A 15,716-nucleotide genomic window follows, 5' to 3' on the forward strand; every position below is an offset into this window, starting at 1 on the left:
GCCGGGAGAGCTTTATGAACACGCGTTTTCTCGCGCTGGGCCTGGGTTTGTTGATTGCCACCGGGGCGAGCGCCGAAGGCATGGAAGAACGCTTGCGCACGCAACTGCGCAGCACCACCCAACAATTGCAGGCCCTGCAAAGCCAACAGGCCCAGGCCAGCGCCGCGCAACTGGCGGCGCAGAACGAAGCCAAGGCAGCGCAAGCGCAGATCAAGCAGCTGACCGCCGAACTGGCCAAAGCCAAAGGCCTCGCCGAGCAACTGGCCGGGCAGCAGCAGAGCCTGCACAGCCAGGCGCAGGCGCAAGTCGCGGCCAGTGCCGGTCAGACCGGCAAGTTCAAAAAAGCCTACGACGAGTTGCTGGTCCTCGCTCGCGGCAAGGAAGCCGAACGCTCGAAGCTGCAAGCGCAACTGGCGGAACGTGACACACAAGTGCAGCAATGTTCAGCCAAGAATCAGCAAATGTACGGCGTCGCCAAACAGATCCTCACGGCCTACGAAAACATCGACGTCGCCGAAGTGATGAAGATCCGCCAGCCCTTCGCCGGCAGCGCCCGGGTCAAGTTCGATGAACTGGCCCAGGGCTTCGGCGACGAGCTGTACAAAACCCAATTCGACGCGCCGCAAGCCGCGATCGCTCACTGATAACAAGGAAGAAAGACATGACTCAATTGATCACCCACGTTTCCCCGCAATCGCTGACCGACGTCCTGCAAGCAGCCGGTTATCGCGTCAACCAGAGTGAACAGAACGGCATCGTCCAGCTGCTCAGCGCCAGTCAGGGCATCGGCTACGCCGTGCGCTTCGGCAACCCGGCGGTGGAGCAGGGCAGCTTTGTTGATTTCACCTTCAGCTGCGCGCTGCGCGTGCAGGGTGATTTGCCCCAAGGCGTGGCCGAGCAGTGGAACGCGACGCGGCGGTTTGCACGGTTGTCGTTGCAGGGCGAGTTTCTGCTGATGGAAATGGACGTGGTCGTGGCCGCAGGGGTGAGCAACGAGCACCTGCGCGGCAACCTGGAGTTGTGGGATCGCCTGTTGCAGGAGTTCATCGTTTACCTGCGCGATTTCAGCCAGACCACTGCTGTGCAAGCCGCCAAGTCCGCTGTCGCCGAAGCAGAGGAAGCCGCGCTGTGAAGAAGCCTGCCATGGTGATCGGCGCCGGAGCGCTGGCGTTGTTGGTGGTGGCCGTGGCGCTGGTGCTGCGACCGGGCAGTGATCCGGTCGCCGCCCAGCAGCCGTCGCCGTTGCCGGCGGTTGCAGCCGGGCCAGCAGTCGCGCGGTTGGGCAATCAGCAGGTTTCGCCAGAGGAATTGCAGGCGCTGCTGGCCACCGTCCCGGCGCAAACCCGCGAGCAATTGCGCGGTAACCGTGAGGCGCTGGAGCGCTGGATTCGTGCGCGGCTGACCGAGAAAGCGGTGCTGGAACAGGCCGATGCGCAGGGTTGGGCGCAGCGTCCGGACGTCGCCCGGCAGACTCGCGCAGCGACTGAGCAAATCGTGTTTCGTGATTATTTGCGCTCGGTGAGTCAGGTGCCGGCGGAGTATCCAAGCGCAGCTGAATTGCAGCAGGCGTACGACGCCGGCAAGGCCAATTGGCAGACGCCGCCGATGTACCGGGTCAGTCAGATTTTCCTTGGCGTCAGTGACGCAGCGAATGTGGAAACGGTGCGCAAACAAGCCGCTGAATTGAGCAAGAAGGCGCAATCAGCACCGGCTGATTTTGCGGCGCTCGCTACGCAATATTCGCAGGATCGCGTCACGGCAGAGCGGGGCGGTGATACCGGCCTGCAACCGTTGCAACAACTGGTGCCGGAAGTGCGCAGCGCCGTGGCGCGGCTCAAGGTGGGCACCGTGTCAGATCCTGTGCAAAGCGCCGCCGGTTTTCATGTAATCAAACTCACCGAACAGCAACCGGCCCGCACCGCGACGCTGGAGGAACTGCGCGACCAACTGACCCAGGCCCTGCGCGCACAACGCCAGGAACAGATCGCCCAGGCTTATCTGGACGGCATGCTCAACACCGCCACCCTGAGCATCGACGGTGCCGAACTGAACAAAGTGATAGGTAACTGACACACAGTGTTTCTGTAGGAGCTGTCGAGTGAAACGAGGCTGCGATCTGTTGATTTTGCTTTTAAAGATCAAAAGATCGCAGCGTGCCGCAGCTCCTAAAAGATTTGCGTAACGACACCACATTAGATCGACAGGGAGTCATCAATGTCATTCACCGAACCCGCAGGACGCTCGGGCACTGCTGATTTCCAATCGCCCCCATCCCGCTCCGAACCCTGGCTAAACCAGGCCGCGACCATCGACAGCGAAGTCGCCCAATACTTCCTCGTCAGCGCCCGCTGCGGCTGCTTCATGCAAGCCGCGCGCAGCCTCAACGTGCGCTCAACTGTATTGCGCAAACAACTCGCGCAACTCGAACAGCAACTGCAACGCAGCCTGTTCAGCTTCCAGGGCAGCGCCCTCAGCCTGACCCGCGAAGGCCAACAGTTGCAGGCCCGACTCATCACCCTGGCCCACGAACGCAAACTCCCGGTCATCGAACAGCCACTGATCCGCCTCGCCGTCGCCGCATCCATCCTCCACGACATCCTTGGCCGCGACCTCATCGCACTGCTGCGGCGCAATGCCCGTCTGCGTCTGGAAATCATCGCGCTGGACAGTGAGCTGGCCCTGCGCGCGGTCAGTGCCGACATTGTCCTGTGGCTTGCTCCTGGCGAATGCCCAAATCCCGGCCCGACCTTTTCCACTAGCGAACCGCAACACCTCGCGCGGATCGAGTATCTGCCGCACATTGCCAAGCGCTATTCGCGGGTGACAGCTAGACCGGAAACGCCGGAAGATCTGGCTGATTTCATGTTGGTGCAATGGCAGCATGACCGACAGGTTGAGAGCTTTCGGCCGTGGAATGAGTTGGTGGAGGAGAGGTTGGCTGGGGTGGTGCAGATGCAGTCCTATGAATTGATGCTGGAGATGATTCGCTGCAGCGCGTGCATCGGGTTGCTGCCGGCATACATGAGCAGATTCGATCGTGGCCTCACCGCATTGCCCGGATTATTCGCCGAACCGATGCAGCTACACGCGTGGCTCGCCTTCAACACCGACTCGCAAAACTCCCCCGAAATCAAAACCCTCATCGACCTCATCCAGCAAACCTTCAACGAACGCCACGAATGGTTCCAGCCTTAACCCGCCCCCCTGTAGGAGTGAACCTGCTCGCGAAAGCAATCCGCCAGTCGAAGCCTCAGTGACTGACCCACCGCCTTCGCGTGCAGGCTCGCTCCCACAGGAATCTTCGTTGCTTACGCGTTGATCGTTCCCACGCTCCGCGTGGGAACGCAGCCCGGGACGCTCTGCGTCCCCACCAGAGCTGGAACGCGGAGCGTCCCTTGAGGCATTCCCACGCAGAGCGTGGGGACGATCATCAAATCGGCGGTGTAACCGCCGCCGTGTGAGCGACACAAATCTCCTGTGGGAGCGGGCTTGCCCGCGAAGGCGTCGGCACTGCCGGCGCCTGACTCAGAGCCCGTCGCGAGACCCGCTACTGCGGCAACTCCAGATTATCCAGCACCCGATTCACCGCCAGTTCCCCGAGCATGATCAACTGCGCAATCCCCATCAGCATTCGGCGCTGCGATGGTTTGACCAGCCCGGCGAATTCCTGGGCGATGGTTTTCGCGGAGGCGAGGGTTCGCAGACGTTGGTCAGGAGGTCTTCGTTTTTGGTGTCAGCGCTGACGGCGTACATGGCTCGGTTAAATAAATCCGTCCCCTTTGTGCCTTTGTGCCTTTGTGTAAGGGCAGCCTCTTTTATTGCTAACGAATGTTTTAGGCCTATGGGCAGGATCAGTTGCGGGGGCGGTATCCTATTGACGGCGCCAGAATGTTCGGAGTCGTTCCATAGCCCCCACTTGATAAGATTCCGGCGCGATTTATGGACGCTATGGTCGTAACATTGCCGCCATCCCACAACATTGTCGTGCACCAATAGTGATAGGTTGCGTCCCCTGGATCACTATAAAAGCTGACTGAAACAGTCTGCGCCAGAGGGTTCGGCTCATTTGGGTGTGGGGCCGCAGGGAAAAGGGTTGCTCCTATAGATCGCATCCATGCAAGCGATTGTGCATAGCTGATTTTTTGCCGATTACATACCAGTTCATATACGTTCGAGCAACTGACTGTGTAACTCACATGGTCATTGTGGGCATCATGGGCGGCAATTTCAGTTGTGCCATTTCTAATTGATATAACTTGGCCGGTTGTTGTGTCAACAGAGGCGACATTCGGATTGGAGGAACTATATCTATAAGGGGGTATCCCTCCCTGTGCTTTTCTTGTTTGATGGGCTTTCGGGTGTATATATGCTGTTTTATCGCAAGGTGCTGAGTAAGGAGAGGCCGCTAGATAGAACTGGAATCCATCAAGGGACATAGTGGTTGGATCGATCTCAAGCGTGGTCGTCACTGTCAGATTCCGCACCTCGGAATACACATCGCCGTCGTGATACAACGATCTCGCAAATAACCGGTGCTTCCCTTCAGCAACAGTTACTTCCCGTGTCCAGATCCCCGTCAGCGGGTCGGCCGTCGCTCGCCCTTTGGCAACAGTGCCCGAGCCATCATCATCGAACACCTCGATATCCAGTCCCTTACTGGCAGTTCCCGACAACATCAAGCTAGTGCTGACCGTCCATCCCCCTTCCAGCACTTCCTCACCGTTCGAGTCCAATACCCTGTCCAGTGTCGGCACAACCAGTTCCACAGACTTGATCGTGTAAACCCGATCCGGAAATTTCACTGCGTTCGTTTCGATATTGCTCTTGTCCAGCGCCACCAGGTATTTAAGCGTCAGTGTCGTGCCATGCCCCAATTGAACGAGATAACTGTTTGCCAGTGTCTGTGGCCAGAATCCCTGGTTGATCCAAGTGCTGTTGACTCTAGCTGGCAACCCAGCCCAGAGAGTCAAGTCATGTGCAGTGCCATCAGCCTTCTTACCCTCAAGCCGCAGCCAGCAGGGCTGTTCGGCTTCAATCAAGGTATGCAGCAGCGCATGAATGGTTGCGTTTTTGGTGCCAAGCGCCGTTATGTCGAGAAAATTGTTGGCATCGGCCTCGACAATTTTCGGGGAGTTCAAAGCGGTTGCCGGCAGCGGCAGAATGTCCAGCAGCAACACAGCCGACTCCACGGGTTTGTCGTCGCGGTCGATAAAATAACTGACTGCAACCCGTTGGCCCAGGCTGTAGGCGAGCACCGAGCGCGGTACCGCAATCTCCAGGCCGGCACTGACCAGCCGAGGCGGGCTTGGGTAGGAGCCTTCAGGGACAGCCGTCGCGCCTTGCCAGTTCACCCACAACGTGTCGGTGGGCAGTAACGAACCCTGCGGTACGAGGACTCTGATTTCCGGAGTGGTCGGACTGAACTGATTGCCGTTCATGCCACGGACGGTGGGTGCCAGCAGAGAAAGGCGACCGAGGTGAATGTCCACGCGCTTTTCACCTGACATGACGGCATTGCCCAATTGGTCAAATACTCTGAATTCCGCCACAGCATTCGGGTTGTCACCGGCACGCTGGAAGGTATCGGTGAGCAGGGTCAGGTTGATCGGGGCCGGCGCGTCGGGCACGTCGAAGCGCACGGTGGTATCGCCGAGCGCAAAAACGATGGAGTCGAAGTGGCGTCGGTTGGTGTAAGTAAACGCAAATGTCACACCTCGTGCGGCGAGCTCCGGCCCCACGCCTTCATGTTCTACATCCGGCGGAATGATCAGATCCAGAGATTCCGGCAGACGCAAATGGTAGAGGGCTAGCGTGTCCCGAGACGATTCATCGTTACCTCCTACGCGCGTGACCTTGTAATACAGGCGATTGACGCCCTGATTGAGCCAGCCGTGGGGCAAGTACAAGCGCACCCGCTGTTGTTCTTCACCCGGGGCAACGGTCTTGCCCGTTGCGGGAGTAGGGTTGTCGTTGACGTACAGATCGACGCGGTCATCAGCGGCCATGGTCCAGGAAGCGAGCTGCATTTCCGTCCACGGATCTATCAGACATTCCAGACCCTGCGTCTCGCCATCGTAAAGCACCTTGGGAATCCCGCCTTGGGCAATGCCCTGCGGCTTCACCGGTGTGACCCAGCCCCTGATGATGACCGGATACAAGACAAACAATTCGTTGAAAATCGAAGACTGGATATCCATGGAAGCGCTCCCTGAGAATTTTGCCGTGCCGTGCCGTGCCGTGCATTGAATGGGATCCATCTCACTCCAGTTTGAAAAAAAGCACACCTGTCAGATCTGACAGGTACAGGCGGTATTCAGACGAGCGGTCGAGCCGGCTCTTGTTTGCGCGGTTGTTGTGGGAGCGAGCCAGCCTGCGAATTTGTCGTAATGTTCGGTTGCAATGCTGACTGCTCCGACACTTTCGCGAGCAGGCTCGCTCCCACAGGAATCTTCACTGCTTACGCGTTGATCGTTCCCACGCTCTGCGTGGGAATGCAGCCCGGGACGCTCTGCGTCCCCACCAGAGCTGGAACGCGGAGCGTCCCTCGAGGCATTCCCACGCAGAGCGTGGGAACGATCATCAATCACTGGTTAATTAAATCTGTCCCTTTTGTGCACCCGATGACGTCAGCCCAACCACCATATCCATTACTTAATAAATCGCAGTCATCGCGGCAAATCTGCATGATGTGCCAACGATTACTTATACATTCGGACGCTGTCAATTTGAAAGGCACCTACCGTCCCCAGATAACTTCCATAAATTTCTACAAGGTCAATTCCTCCTTCTTCTGTAAGTTGGAGTGAGTCCGATGTGTTGCCGGCAAGGTAATGGGTTGGTATGGTTTTTATTAATGTATTGTCTCGATAAATGCGTATATGTCCAGGTGCTCTGATGCTGGAAGAGTGCATTAATAGTGTGATTCTTTTATAGCTCCTTTTAAGTTGCATGCGGCATGTTTGATTTTCGTAAATGAAGCTGCCTGATGTAAGTGCGTGACCTGTCGGGTAACCAGGTGCGAAGTGGTAATTCTTTTGGATGCTAACGGTTCCAGATATAAACATGGTCGGAGTTTCCGTTGCAGGCCCGGTAGGCAAGTCATCAAAGGTTTCTTCTACATAGTTAACGATTGTTAATTTGTGGAAATTTGATACATGGCCGTCGCTGTATTTGGATTTGGCGTGGAAGTTGTGAGCACCCAGTTGCTGGTCAAACAGTCGCAGCATCCACGTGCCATTTAACGCCTCGGCTGTGGCATCGCCTTTTGATTCAACGCTCGTACCATTATCATCAAATATTTCAACCTTCAAACCCTTGCTTGCCTTGCCCTTGAGTGTCAATGTCGTGCTTGCGGTAGTTTGGCCGCTGGGAATGTCCATACCCATATCGTCAATTATATTAGTTAGGGAGGGTATCACCAGCGCCGTTACCGTAAGCGTCCATGTGGCTGAGCTTTGTCCTGGGCCGTACTTCACCTCTGCCGTAAAACTATGTTTTTTTTCTGTCAGCCCTGTGATTTCCAGAACCCATTTGCCCGTATTGGTATCCGCTGAGGATTCTGCTACATACTCGCCATTGTCCAGAATCTGGACTTTCTCGCCCTTCGCCGCTGTGCCAGTGAGGTCCACAGCCGTTTCAACGATGACGCCTCCATGACTAATGTCATTGCCACTCGGAGAGCCTTTAACCGAATCAATCGTCGGCGCAACATCCGCTGTCACCGTAAAACTCCGCGCGTCAGAATCCACCTCACCACTGTGATACAACGATCTGGCAAATAACCGGTGCTTCCCTTCGGCAACAGTTACTTCCCGTGTCCAGATTCCCGTCAGCGGGTCGGCCGTCGCTCGGCCTTTGGCAACCGTGCTCGACCCATCATCATCGAACACCTCGATATCCAGTCCCTTACTGGCAGTTCCCGACAACGTTAAGCTAGTGCTGACCGTCCATCCCCCTTCCAGCACTTCCTCACCGTTCGAGTCCAATACCCTGTCCAGTGTCGGCACAACCAGTTCTACAGACTTGATCGTGTAAACCCGATCCGGAAATTTCACTGCGTTCGTTTCGATATTGCTCTTGTCCAGCGCCACCAGGTATTTAAGCGTCAGTGTCGTGCCATGCCCCAATTGAACGAGATAATTGTTCGCCAGCGTCTGTGGCCAGAATCCCTGGTTGATCCAAGTGCTGTTGACTCTAGCTGGCAACCCAGCCCAGAGAGTCAAGTCATGTGCAGTGCCATCAGCCTTCTTGCCCTCTAGCCGCAGCCAGCAGGGCTGTTCGGCTTCAATCAAGGTATGCAGCAGCGCATGAATGGTTGCGTTTTTGGTGCCAAGCGCCGTTATGTCGAGAAAATTGTTGGCATCGGCCTCGACAATTTTCGGGGAGTTCAAAGCGGTTGCCGGCAGCGGCAGAATGTCCAGCAGCAACACAGCCGACTCCACGGGTTTGTCGTCGCGGTCGATAAAATAACTGACTGCAACCCGTTGGCCCAGGCTGTAGGCGAGCACCGAGCGCGGTACCGCAATCTCCAGGCCGGCACTGACCAGCCGAGGCGGGCTTGGGTAGGAGCCTTCAGGGACAGCCGTCGCGCCTTGCCAGTTCACCCACAACGTGTCGGTGGGCAGTAACGAACCCTGCGGTACGAGGACTCTGATTTCCGGAGTGGTCGGACTGAACTGATTGCCGTTCATGCCACGGACGGTGGGTGCCAGCAGAGAAAGGCGACCGAGGTGAATGTCCACGCGCTTTTCACCTGACATGACGGCATTGCCCAATTGGTCAAATACTCTGAATTCCGCCACAGCATTCGGGTTGTCACCGGCACGCTGGAAGGTATCGGTGAGCAGGGTCAGGTTAATCGGGGCCGGCGCGTCGGGCACGTCGAAGCGCACGGTGGTATCGCCGAGCGCAAAAACGATGGAGTCGAAGTGGCGTCGGTTGGTGTAAGTAAACGCAAATGTCACACCTCGTGCGGCGAGCTCCGGCCCCACGCCTTCACGTACTACTTCCGGCGGAATGATCAGATCCAGAGATTCCGGCAGACGCAAATGGTAGAGGGCTAGCGTGTCCCGAGACGATTCATCGTTACCTCCTACGCGCGTGACCTTGTAATACAGGCGATTGACGCCCTGATTGAGCCAGCCGTGGGGCAAGTACAAGCGCACCCGCTGTTGTTCTTCGCCCGGGGCAACGGTCTTGCCCGTTGCGGGAGTAGGGTTGTCGTTGACGTACAGATCGACGCGGTCATCAGCGGCCATGGTCCAGGAAGCGAGCTGCATTTCCGTCCACGGATCTATCAGACATTCCAGACCCTGCGTCTCGCCATCGTAAAGCACCTTGGGAATCCCGCCTTGGGCAATGCCCTGCGGCTTCACCGGTGTGACCCAGCCCCTGATGATGACCGGATACAAGACAAACAATTCGTTGAAAATCGAAGACTGGATATCCATGGAAGCGCTCCCTGAGAATTTTGCCGTGCCGTGCCGTGCCGTGCCGTGCCGTGCCGTGCATTGAATGGGATCCATCTCACTCCAGTTTGAAAAAAAGCACACCTGTCAGATCTGACAGGTACAGGCGGTATTCAGACGAGCGGTCTTGCCGGATCTTGTCCGCGCGGCAGTTGCGGAAGCGAGCCTGCTTGCGAATTTGTCGTAATGTTCGGTTGCAATGCTGACTGCTCCGACGCTTTCGCGAGCAGGCTCGCTCCCACAGGAATCTTCATTGCTTACGCGTTGATCGTTCCCACGCTCCGCGTGGGAATGCAGCCCGGGACGCTCTGCGTCCCCACCAGAGCTGGAACGCGGAGCGTCCCTCGAGGCATTCCCACGCAGAGCGTGGAAACGATCATCAAAGGCCCGCTACTGCGGCAACTCCAGATTATCAAGCACCCGATTCACCGCCAGTTCGCCGAGCATGATCAACTGCGCAATCCCCATCAGCGTTCGGCGCTGGGATGGCTTGACCAATCCGGCGAATTCCTGGGCGATGGTTTTGGCCGAGGCGAGGGTTTCACAGGCGTTGGCCAGCAGGTCTTCGTTTTTTGTGTCGGCGGTGACGGCGTACATGGCGCGGGGGCTGAAGGGTGGTGGGGTCGAGCCGGGTGGGCAGAGGTAGTGGTCGAGGGCGCGATCGGCGGCTTCGTGGAGTTTTTTTGAATCGAGGGATTCGTAGGGGGAGGTGGGGTCGGTTTCGGGTGGGTTGGGTGTTGGTTTGATCATGGTGAAGCTCCTAGAGTCGACGGAGCTGCCACCTTTCGCTGCGATACGAAATGGTTGGTGGCAGCTGTACGCGGGTCGCAGACCGGGACTCTAGAACCGGCAGACCCGAAGGTCTCCCACGTACAGCCGCCATAAAAACAGCGGGTGTTGTGCGTCCAGAGATCGACGGGCTGCGAGACCCGATCGCTGATTCGTCAGCGACCGCACCACAATAGAACCCGCCCCCAAGGCGCACAAGCCGGCGGATTCTGGCTTGGCTGTAGGCAACGACGCAAGGATTTGTAGCCTGGAAGGCGTGTCAGCAGGTGTCCTTTAAACAGCGGCGTTTAAAAAACAAAAAATTGGCGACAGCACGGTAGACGTTTTTGCCGGGAAGCAGGTGTTGGCTATGAGGTCGCTTTCGCGAGCAGGCTCGCTCCCACAATTTCATCTCGCCAGATTCCAGATCAGCGGTTTAGAGTGACCAGCCACACGCTGATCACGGACCGATCCCATGTCAGACCCAACCTCCACGATCCATCTCGAACGCTCCAACGAATCCCACCTCGAAGGTATCACTGCGCTTTACAACGACCCCGTCGTTGCACGGCAAGTGCTGCAAATGCCGTTTCAATCCACCGAGGTCTGGCGCCAGCGACTTCAGGCTGATAACGAACGTGCGCTGAAACTGGTTGCCCTGGACCAAGGCGTGGTGATCGGCAATCTGGGCCTGGAAGCTTATTCCCGCATGCGCCGCGCCCACGCCGGCAGTTTCGGCATGGCAGTCGGGGCGGCTTGGCAGGGCAAGGGCGTGGGATCGATGTTGTTGGCGGCGGCGCTGGAGGTCGCCGATAACTGGATGAATCTGCACCGCGTCGAACTCACGGTCTACGCCGATAACGAGGCGGCGATCGGGCTTTATCGCAAGTTCGGTTTCGAGGCCGAAGGGCTGTTGCGTGATTATGCGGTGCGCGACGGGCAGTGGGTCGACACCCTGAGCATGGCCCGTCTACGCAATAGCCTGAAAGCCTGAGTCAGTCGCCCAGTGCGAACGCCACTGCTGACTGCGCATGCAACTCGGTGGTGTCGAGCAGGGGCAGGGCGCTGTGTTCGGGTTTGATCAGCAGACCGATTTCGGTGCAGCCGAGGATGATTGCCTGGGCGCCACGGGCGGTCAGGGACTGGATGACGCCTTGATAGATTTCTCGCGATTGTTCGCTGATCACACCCACGCAGAGTTCGTCGTAGATGATCCGGTGCACCTCTTTGCGCTCGGCTTCATCCGGCACCAGTACGGTCAGGCCTTGGGCAATCAGACGTTGCTTGAGAAAGTCCTGCTCCATGGTGAACGCGGTGCCGAGCAACCCGACGGTGCGCGCGTCGATTTCCAGTGCAGCCTGCGCGGCGGGTTCGGCAATGTGCAAAAACGGAATGCTGATCGCCGCCTGAATCTGCTCGGCGACCTTGTGCATGGTGTTGGTACACAGCACCACGCATTCTGCGCCGCCAGCTTCGAGCCTGCGCGCGGCATCCACCAGAATCGCCGCTGCATCGTCCCAGCGCCCGGCGTGCTGGGCCTGTTCGACCGGACCGAAATCGACGCTGTACATCAGCAACTGCGCCGAGCGCAACGGGCCGAGGCGCTCGCGAACCTGTTGGTTGATCAGGCGATAGTATTCGGCGCTGGACTCCCAGCTCATGCCGCCGATAAGGCCGATGGTGCGCATTGGATTTCCTCAAGCAAATGTCAGTGTCGAGCATTCAGGGCTGCCTGAAGTTTCCTTCTGTTCGAGACTCGACGCCAGTACCGACTGACTGTACCGCCGATCTTTCCCGCAACTGTGCATCTGCAAGAACTAAACGTACGCCGCGCCGGGGATCTGCCACTATCACCCTTCGCAGGTCCTTTCCGAGGAACACCGCAATGAACGACGTACAGCAACTGGGCGAGATGCTGCGCCAATATGCCGAAAGCGAAGCGCACAAGAAGCAACTGTTCACCACGCAATCGGCTGCTTGGGCGGCTCGGATTGGCGCGCTGTTCGACCAGATCGAACAATGGCTTGAACCGGTCAAGGCGCCCAATCTGCTGGAGGTCAGTCGCGAGGCGTATGTCGCATCCGGGCCGAGCGTGCCGGTGGAAACCTCGACGTTCAAGACGGAAAAATTGAGCATTGTGATTGCCGGCAAACCGGTGGAATTTGTGCCGGATGTGATGGGCAGCGGCGGGCAGATTTCCCTGGCAGTGATGGGGCTGACGGCGGCGCGGTACGGGAGTATTTCCCTGGTTGGCCTGGCGGATGGCGCATGGCAGTGGCGTAAGACCAATGGCTTGAAGGATCCGGATACGTTTGCCTTCGACGCCGATTTCCTTGCTCAGCAATTGCAGAGCCTGATACCTCGCGATCGCGGTTAAGATCAAAAGCTTACCCCCTCACCCCAGCCCTCTCCCCCAAGGGGGCGAGGGGGAAAGGGGGCAGACCGAGTGATGTTCAAAACTTGAGCTCGACGCGATATTTCAGGTCGACGTGAGTCCTACAAACACTTCGGTCAGTCCCCTCTCCCTCTGGGAGTGGGCTAGGGTGAGGGCAGCCCGCCGCCAGCCACAAAAACATCACGCCCAGCGCATCAAAAAGCATCTCCATCACCTGAGCCCTCAAGCAATCTGAGCATGACGCCGGGCCAGCGCCACATCCGCAGGAGGAGTGAGGCGTAGACCGGGGAAACCCTTAGGTTCGGTGCCAATCCGGCATTTTCCCTTGGGTCACTGATGGCCTTTTGGTAGAGTCGCCGTCGCCAGCGGGTTTTCGGCTGGACGATGGAACCGAAGAAGGGAGTCTGATCAGTGAGTCCGGGTAAAAAAATCCTCGGTCTCACGGCGTCGCTTTTGCTGCTGACGCTGTGGGCCAGTTACTTTTACGTATTCAAGGAAAACCGCGACGGCCAGCTCGGCGGTGTCGGCGAAAGCACCGCGTGGTGCGGCACGCCACCGACCAGTGAAGCGGCGTTGCTGGGCAAGGATCAACTGACCTTGCGCGTCACCAACAACCTGCGCGGCGAATTCATGGTTGGCGGCTCGCTGGTGGTTTCCGAACGAACCTTCAACCGCTACGACCTGGGCCGCAACGAACTGCGCCTGCGTCTGGAACCGCTGCAGTGGTCGTTCGGCGTGACGCCGATCTTCCTCGAGCAGGTCAAGGTGCAGCCGCTGAGCCGCAACCTCTCGTCGACCAACAAAAGCGCCTTCGCCGAACTTGAGCCTCGCGCAATCGGCGTGCACGCTCAGACTGCCGCGTTCCCCTTCGATACCTATCGCTACGGCTATAAACCGGTGCTGTATTACCTCAAGGGCAGCGAGCGCATCGACTTGCGCTTCAAGAACATCACCACGCTGATGGAGATGTCCAACACCTTCACGCCGATCCAGAAGTACAACCGCGCCGACTACATCAACGAGAAAAACTCGATGATCCGCGATGAGGACTACAAGCCGTACGGGGCGCATGAGTGCGCGTTCAGCGTCGAGCGCAAAGGCTCGTTCAAGGTCGTGGTGTTGCTGCTCTTGCTGGTGCTGTGCCTGCCGCTGATGCTGGTGTTTTACCGCGATGAGCCGGGGATCGACTTTCTCGCGACGCTGGTGGGAATTGCGGTGGTGCGCACATTGCTGATCGGTCCGGTGGAAGATTTCCAGCTATACAACATCGACTTCTTGTTTGGTGCGGCGATTCTGCTGGTGGGAACGGTGTCGCTGATCAAGGCGATGCGCGCCAATAGCCGGCGAGAGATGGCGTTGCGCAGTGGCGAAACATCCTCCTGGTAATACCGGTTGGCGAGGCACACGCGCTGTCGGATGTGAACTTTGCAATTGGCCATCGCATTTGCCGGGGTTTTGGCTATACCTGTATCTCCCCTATGCAAAATGTCTTGGCCTTCTCAAAGGAATTACAGCATGAAGCTAGCCGTCGTGATGGGCACGCTGTGCATTGCCACCCTTGGCGTGGTGGGTTGTTCCAGCAAAACCGTCGAGCCTGACCAGTATTCCGGCTTTCTCAAGGATTACAGCCAGCTGAAGGAGGCCAAGTCACCCTCTGGTGCCGAGGTGATGCGCTGGATGGACCCGAAACTCGACATCAATAAATTCACCAGCGTTTACGTAGAGCCAAGCCAGCTCTACCCGAAGCCGCAAGCCACCGAGAAAATCCCCCAGCAGACTCTCAACGGCATCACCAGTTATTACGATCAGGCGCTCAAGCGCGAACTCGGCAAATCGCTGCCGTTGGCCGCAGGTCCCGGGCCGGGCGTAATTGTGGTGCGTCCGGCGATTACCGCAGTCAGCAGCAAGACCGAAGGCCTGCAAGTCTATGAGGTGATCCCGATCGCACTGGTCGCCGCAGCGGTAAGTACGGCCTCTGGCATCCGCGACCAGGAAACCACGCTGGCCACCGAAGCGGTATTCATGGACGGCGCGACCAATCATGTCATCGCGCAGGTGGTGCGCAAAGGCACCGGCAAACCGCTGGAAAACTCTTCCCAGGTGATGAAAGCCGACGACATGAAAGCGGTGATCGATGGCTGGGCAAGCGATCTGCATCAGTCGTATCTGAAACTCAAATCTGAAGCCAAATGATGCAGTAAGGCTGGTTGCCTTTTCGCGAGCAGGCTCGCTCCCACACTGGACATGTATTCAGTGTGGGAGTGAGCCTGCTCGCATTTCGGTGTATCAGTTTCGAATATGCGGCCTGACACAACCCTTTCGCTAGCAGGCTCACCCCTACAGGGAAGCTGCGGTGGGTTGTATACAATGTCACCGTTCAGCACCCAACAATTTCAAACAGGGCATAGGTCGTCAGCCGATTTCGTGGTTAACTTCCGCCTCTTGCATGCTTTCCATTCAAAAAACAGAAGGACTCAAGTCATGGCTCAAGTCACCCTCAAAGGCAATCCGGTTCAAGTCAACGGCCAGTTGCCACAAGCCGGTTCCAAGGCGCCAGCCTTTTCCCTGGTAGCCGGCAATCTGTCCGACGTCACCCTGCAAGACTTCGCCGGCAAGCGCAAAGTCCTCAACATTTTCCCAAGCGTCGACACCCCGACCTGCGCCACCTCCGTGCGCAAGTTCAACGCCCAGGCCAACGACATCAGCAACACCGTGGTGCTGTGCATCTCCGCTGACCTGCCATTCGCCCAGGCACGCTTCTGCGGTGCTGAAGGCCTGGAAAACGTACAGAACCTGTCGACCCTGCGCGGCAGCGAGTTCATCGAAAACTATGGCGTGGCCATTGCTGACGGCCCGCTGAAAGGCCTGACCGCTCGCGCCGTTGTGGTGCTGGACGAAAACGACAACGTTCTGCACAGCGAACTGGTCAAGGAAATCGCCGAAGAGCCTAACTACGAAGCGGCACTGTCCGTTCTCAAGTAAGACTTTTACAATTGTTAACGGCCTGGCCCTGTCCAGGCCGTTTTCATTTGTGTATCAGGGTTTTGCCTCACACCTTGAAACGTAAGTGGAAGGTAAATTGCCGG

The 15,716-nt window shown here is 57.7% G+C and carries 13 protein-coding genes and 1 pseudogene; 9 read left to right on the forward strand and 5 right to left on the reverse strand.

Annotated features, from left to right (window positions below; translation table 11 throughout):
* The first annotated feature begins 14 nt into the window (after positions 1–14).
* From AB4N85_RS08005 to AB4N85_RS08020, 4 genes are all read left to right on the forward strand, one after another.
* Positions 15–644 (forward strand): DNA repair protein, encoded by a 630-nt coding sequence (locus tag AB4N85_RS08005; protein WP_460067650.1) that lies wholly within the window; start codon positions 15–17, stop codon positions 642–644.
* A 17-nt stretch (positions 645–661) separates the two neighbouring features.
* Positions 662–1,132 carry a YbjN domain-containing protein gene (locus AB4N85_RS08010; protein ID WP_150635405.1) on the forward strand — a complete coding sequence of 157 codons (471 nt, stop codon included), beginning with the start codon at positions 662–664 and terminating at the stop codon, positions 1,130–1,132.
* A complete protein-coding gene (locus tag AB4N85_RS08015) occupies positions 1,129–2,070 on the forward strand; it encodes a peptidylprolyl isomerase (protein WP_252869478.1) in 942 nt (313 codons plus the stop codon). The genes AB4N85_RS08010 and AB4N85_RS08015 overlap by 4 nt, the downstream gene beginning before the upstream one ends.
* Positions 2,071–2,214: 144 nt before the next feature.
* Entirely contained in the window at positions 2,215–3,195 is a 981-nt protein-coding gene (locus AB4N85_RS08020) for a LysR family transcriptional regulator (protein ID WP_252869479.1), read from the forward strand.
* Positions 3,196–3,547: 352 nt separating this feature from the next.
* Here the strand turns inward: AB4N85_RS08020 and AB4N85_RS08025 are convergent.
* The 4 genes and pseudogenes from AB4N85_RS08025 to AB4N85_RS08040 all read right to left on the reverse strand — a co-directional run.
* A pseudogene (locus tag AB4N85_RS08025) lies at positions 3,548–3,759 on the reverse strand (DUF6124 family protein); the annotation flags it as partial.
* Positions 3,760–3,851: 92 nt separating this feature from the next.
* Positions 3,852–6,197 (reverse strand): Ig-like domain-containing protein, encoded by a 2,346-nt coding sequence (locus AB4N85_RS08030; RefSeq protein ID WP_252869480.1) that lies wholly within the window; start codon positions 6,195–6,197, stop codon positions 3,852–3,854.
* 501 nt (positions 6,198–6,698) lie between these two features.
* Positions 6,699–9,449: an Ig-like domain-containing protein gene (locus AB4N85_RS08035; protein ID WP_460067653.1), complete on the reverse strand. Its 2,751-nt coding sequence runs from the start codon at positions 9,447–9,449 to the stop codon at positions 6,699–6,701.
* A 408-nt stretch (positions 9,450–9,857) separates the two neighbouring features.
* Positions 9,858–10,217 (reverse strand): DUF6124 family protein, encoded by a 360-nt coding sequence (locus AB4N85_RS08040; protein ID WP_217863473.1) that lies wholly within the window; start codon positions 10,215–10,217, stop codon positions 9,858–9,860.
* A gap of 493 nt (positions 10,218–10,710) precedes the next feature.
* Here AB4N85_RS08040 and AB4N85_RS08045 point away from each other — a divergent pair, with 493 nt between their 5' ends.
* Positions 10,711–11,229 carry a GNAT family N-acetyltransferase gene (locus AB4N85_RS08045; RefSeq protein WP_056785767.1) on the forward strand — a complete coding sequence of 173 codons (519 nt, stop codon included), beginning with the start codon at positions 10,711–10,713 and terminating at the stop codon, positions 11,227–11,229.
* 1 nt (position 11,230) lies between these two features.
* Here the strand turns inward: AB4N85_RS08045 and AB4N85_RS08050 are convergent, their stop codons facing one another.
* A complete protein-coding gene (locus AB4N85_RS08050; protein ID WP_095179921.1) occupies positions 11,231–11,923 on the reverse strand; it encodes an aspartate/glutamate racemase family protein in 693 nt (230 codons plus the stop codon).
* A 197-nt stretch (positions 11,924–12,120) separates the two neighbouring features.
* Between AB4N85_RS08050 and AB4N85_RS08055 the strand changes: the two genes are divergently transcribed.
* The 4 genes from AB4N85_RS08055 (at position 12,121) to tpx (ending at position 15,612) form a co-directional block, all read left to right on the forward strand.
* Positions 12,121–12,612: a hypothetical protein gene (locus AB4N85_RS08055; RefSeq protein ID WP_095179923.1), complete on the forward strand. Its 492-nt coding sequence runs from the start codon at positions 12,121–12,123 to the stop codon at positions 12,610–12,612.
* A gap of 429 nt (positions 12,613–13,041) precedes the next feature.
* Positions 13,042–14,016, forward strand: a complete 975-nt coding sequence (locus tag AB4N85_RS08060) for a hypothetical protein (RefSeq protein ID WP_130911429.1) — start codon at positions 13,042–13,044, stop codon at positions 14,014–14,016.
* A gap of 129 nt (positions 14,017–14,145) precedes the next feature.
* Positions 14,146–14,823 carry a DUF3313 domain-containing protein gene (locus AB4N85_RS08065; RefSeq protein ID WP_071172345.1) on the forward strand — a complete coding sequence of 226 codons (678 nt, stop codon included), beginning with the start codon at positions 14,146–14,148 and terminating at the stop codon, positions 14,821–14,823.
* A 288-nt stretch (positions 14,824–15,111) separates the two neighbouring features.
* Positions 15,112–15,612: a thiol peroxidase gene (tpx, locus tag AB4N85_RS08070; protein ID WP_039760445.1), complete on the forward strand. Its 501-nt coding sequence runs from the start codon at positions 15,112–15,114 to the stop codon at positions 15,610–15,612.
* The last annotated feature ends 104 nt before the right edge of the window (positions 15,613–15,716 follow it).

The organism is Pseudomonas sp. H1_G08 (assembly GCF_054681355.1).

Excerpts from the sequence above, each read along its gene's own strand:
- AB4N85_RS08045 (WP_056785767.1), top strand. The coding sequence starts at position 10,711 with ATGTCAGACCCAACCTCCACGATCCATCTCGAACGCTCCAACGAATCC.
- AB4N85_RS08050 (WP_095179921.1), bottom strand. The coding sequence starts at position 11,923 with ATGCGCACCATCGGCCTTATCGGCGGCATGAGCTGGGAGTCCAGCGCC.
- AB4N85_RS08030 (WP_252869480.1), bottom strand. The coding sequence starts at position 6,197 with ATGGATATCCAGTCTTCGATTTTCAACGAATTGTTTGTCTTGTATCCG.
- tpx (WP_039760445.1), top strand. The coding sequence starts at position 15,112 with ATGGCTCAAGTCACCCTCAAAGGCAATCCGGTTCAAGTCAACGGCCAG.
- AB4N85_RS08035 (WP_460067653.1), bottom strand. The coding sequence starts at position 9,449 with ATGGATATCCAGTCTTCGATTTTCAACGAATTGTTTGTCTTGTATCCG.
- AB4N85_RS08005 (WP_460067650.1), top strand. The coding sequence starts at position 15 with ATGAACACGCGTTTTCTCGCGCTGGGCCTGGGTTTGTTGATTGCCACC.
- AB4N85_RS08065 (WP_071172345.1), top strand. The coding sequence starts at position 14,146 with ATGAAGCTAGCCGTCGTGATGGGCACGCTGTGCATTGCCACCCTTGGC.
- AB4N85_RS08055 (WP_095179923.1), top strand. The coding sequence starts at position 12,121 with ATGAACGACGTACAGCAACTGGGCGAGATGCTGCGCCAATATGCCGAA.
- AB4N85_RS08040 (WP_217863473.1), bottom strand. The coding sequence starts at position 10,217 with ATGATCAAACCAACACCCAACCCACCCGAAACCGACCCCACCTCCCCC.
- AB4N85_RS08010 (WP_150635405.1), top strand. The coding sequence starts at position 662 with ATGACTCAATTGATCACCCACGTTTCCCCGCAATCGCTGACCGACGTC.
- AB4N85_RS08020 (WP_252869479.1), top strand. The coding sequence starts at position 2,215 with ATGTCATTCACCGAACCCGCAGGACGCTCGGGCACTGCTGATTTCCAA.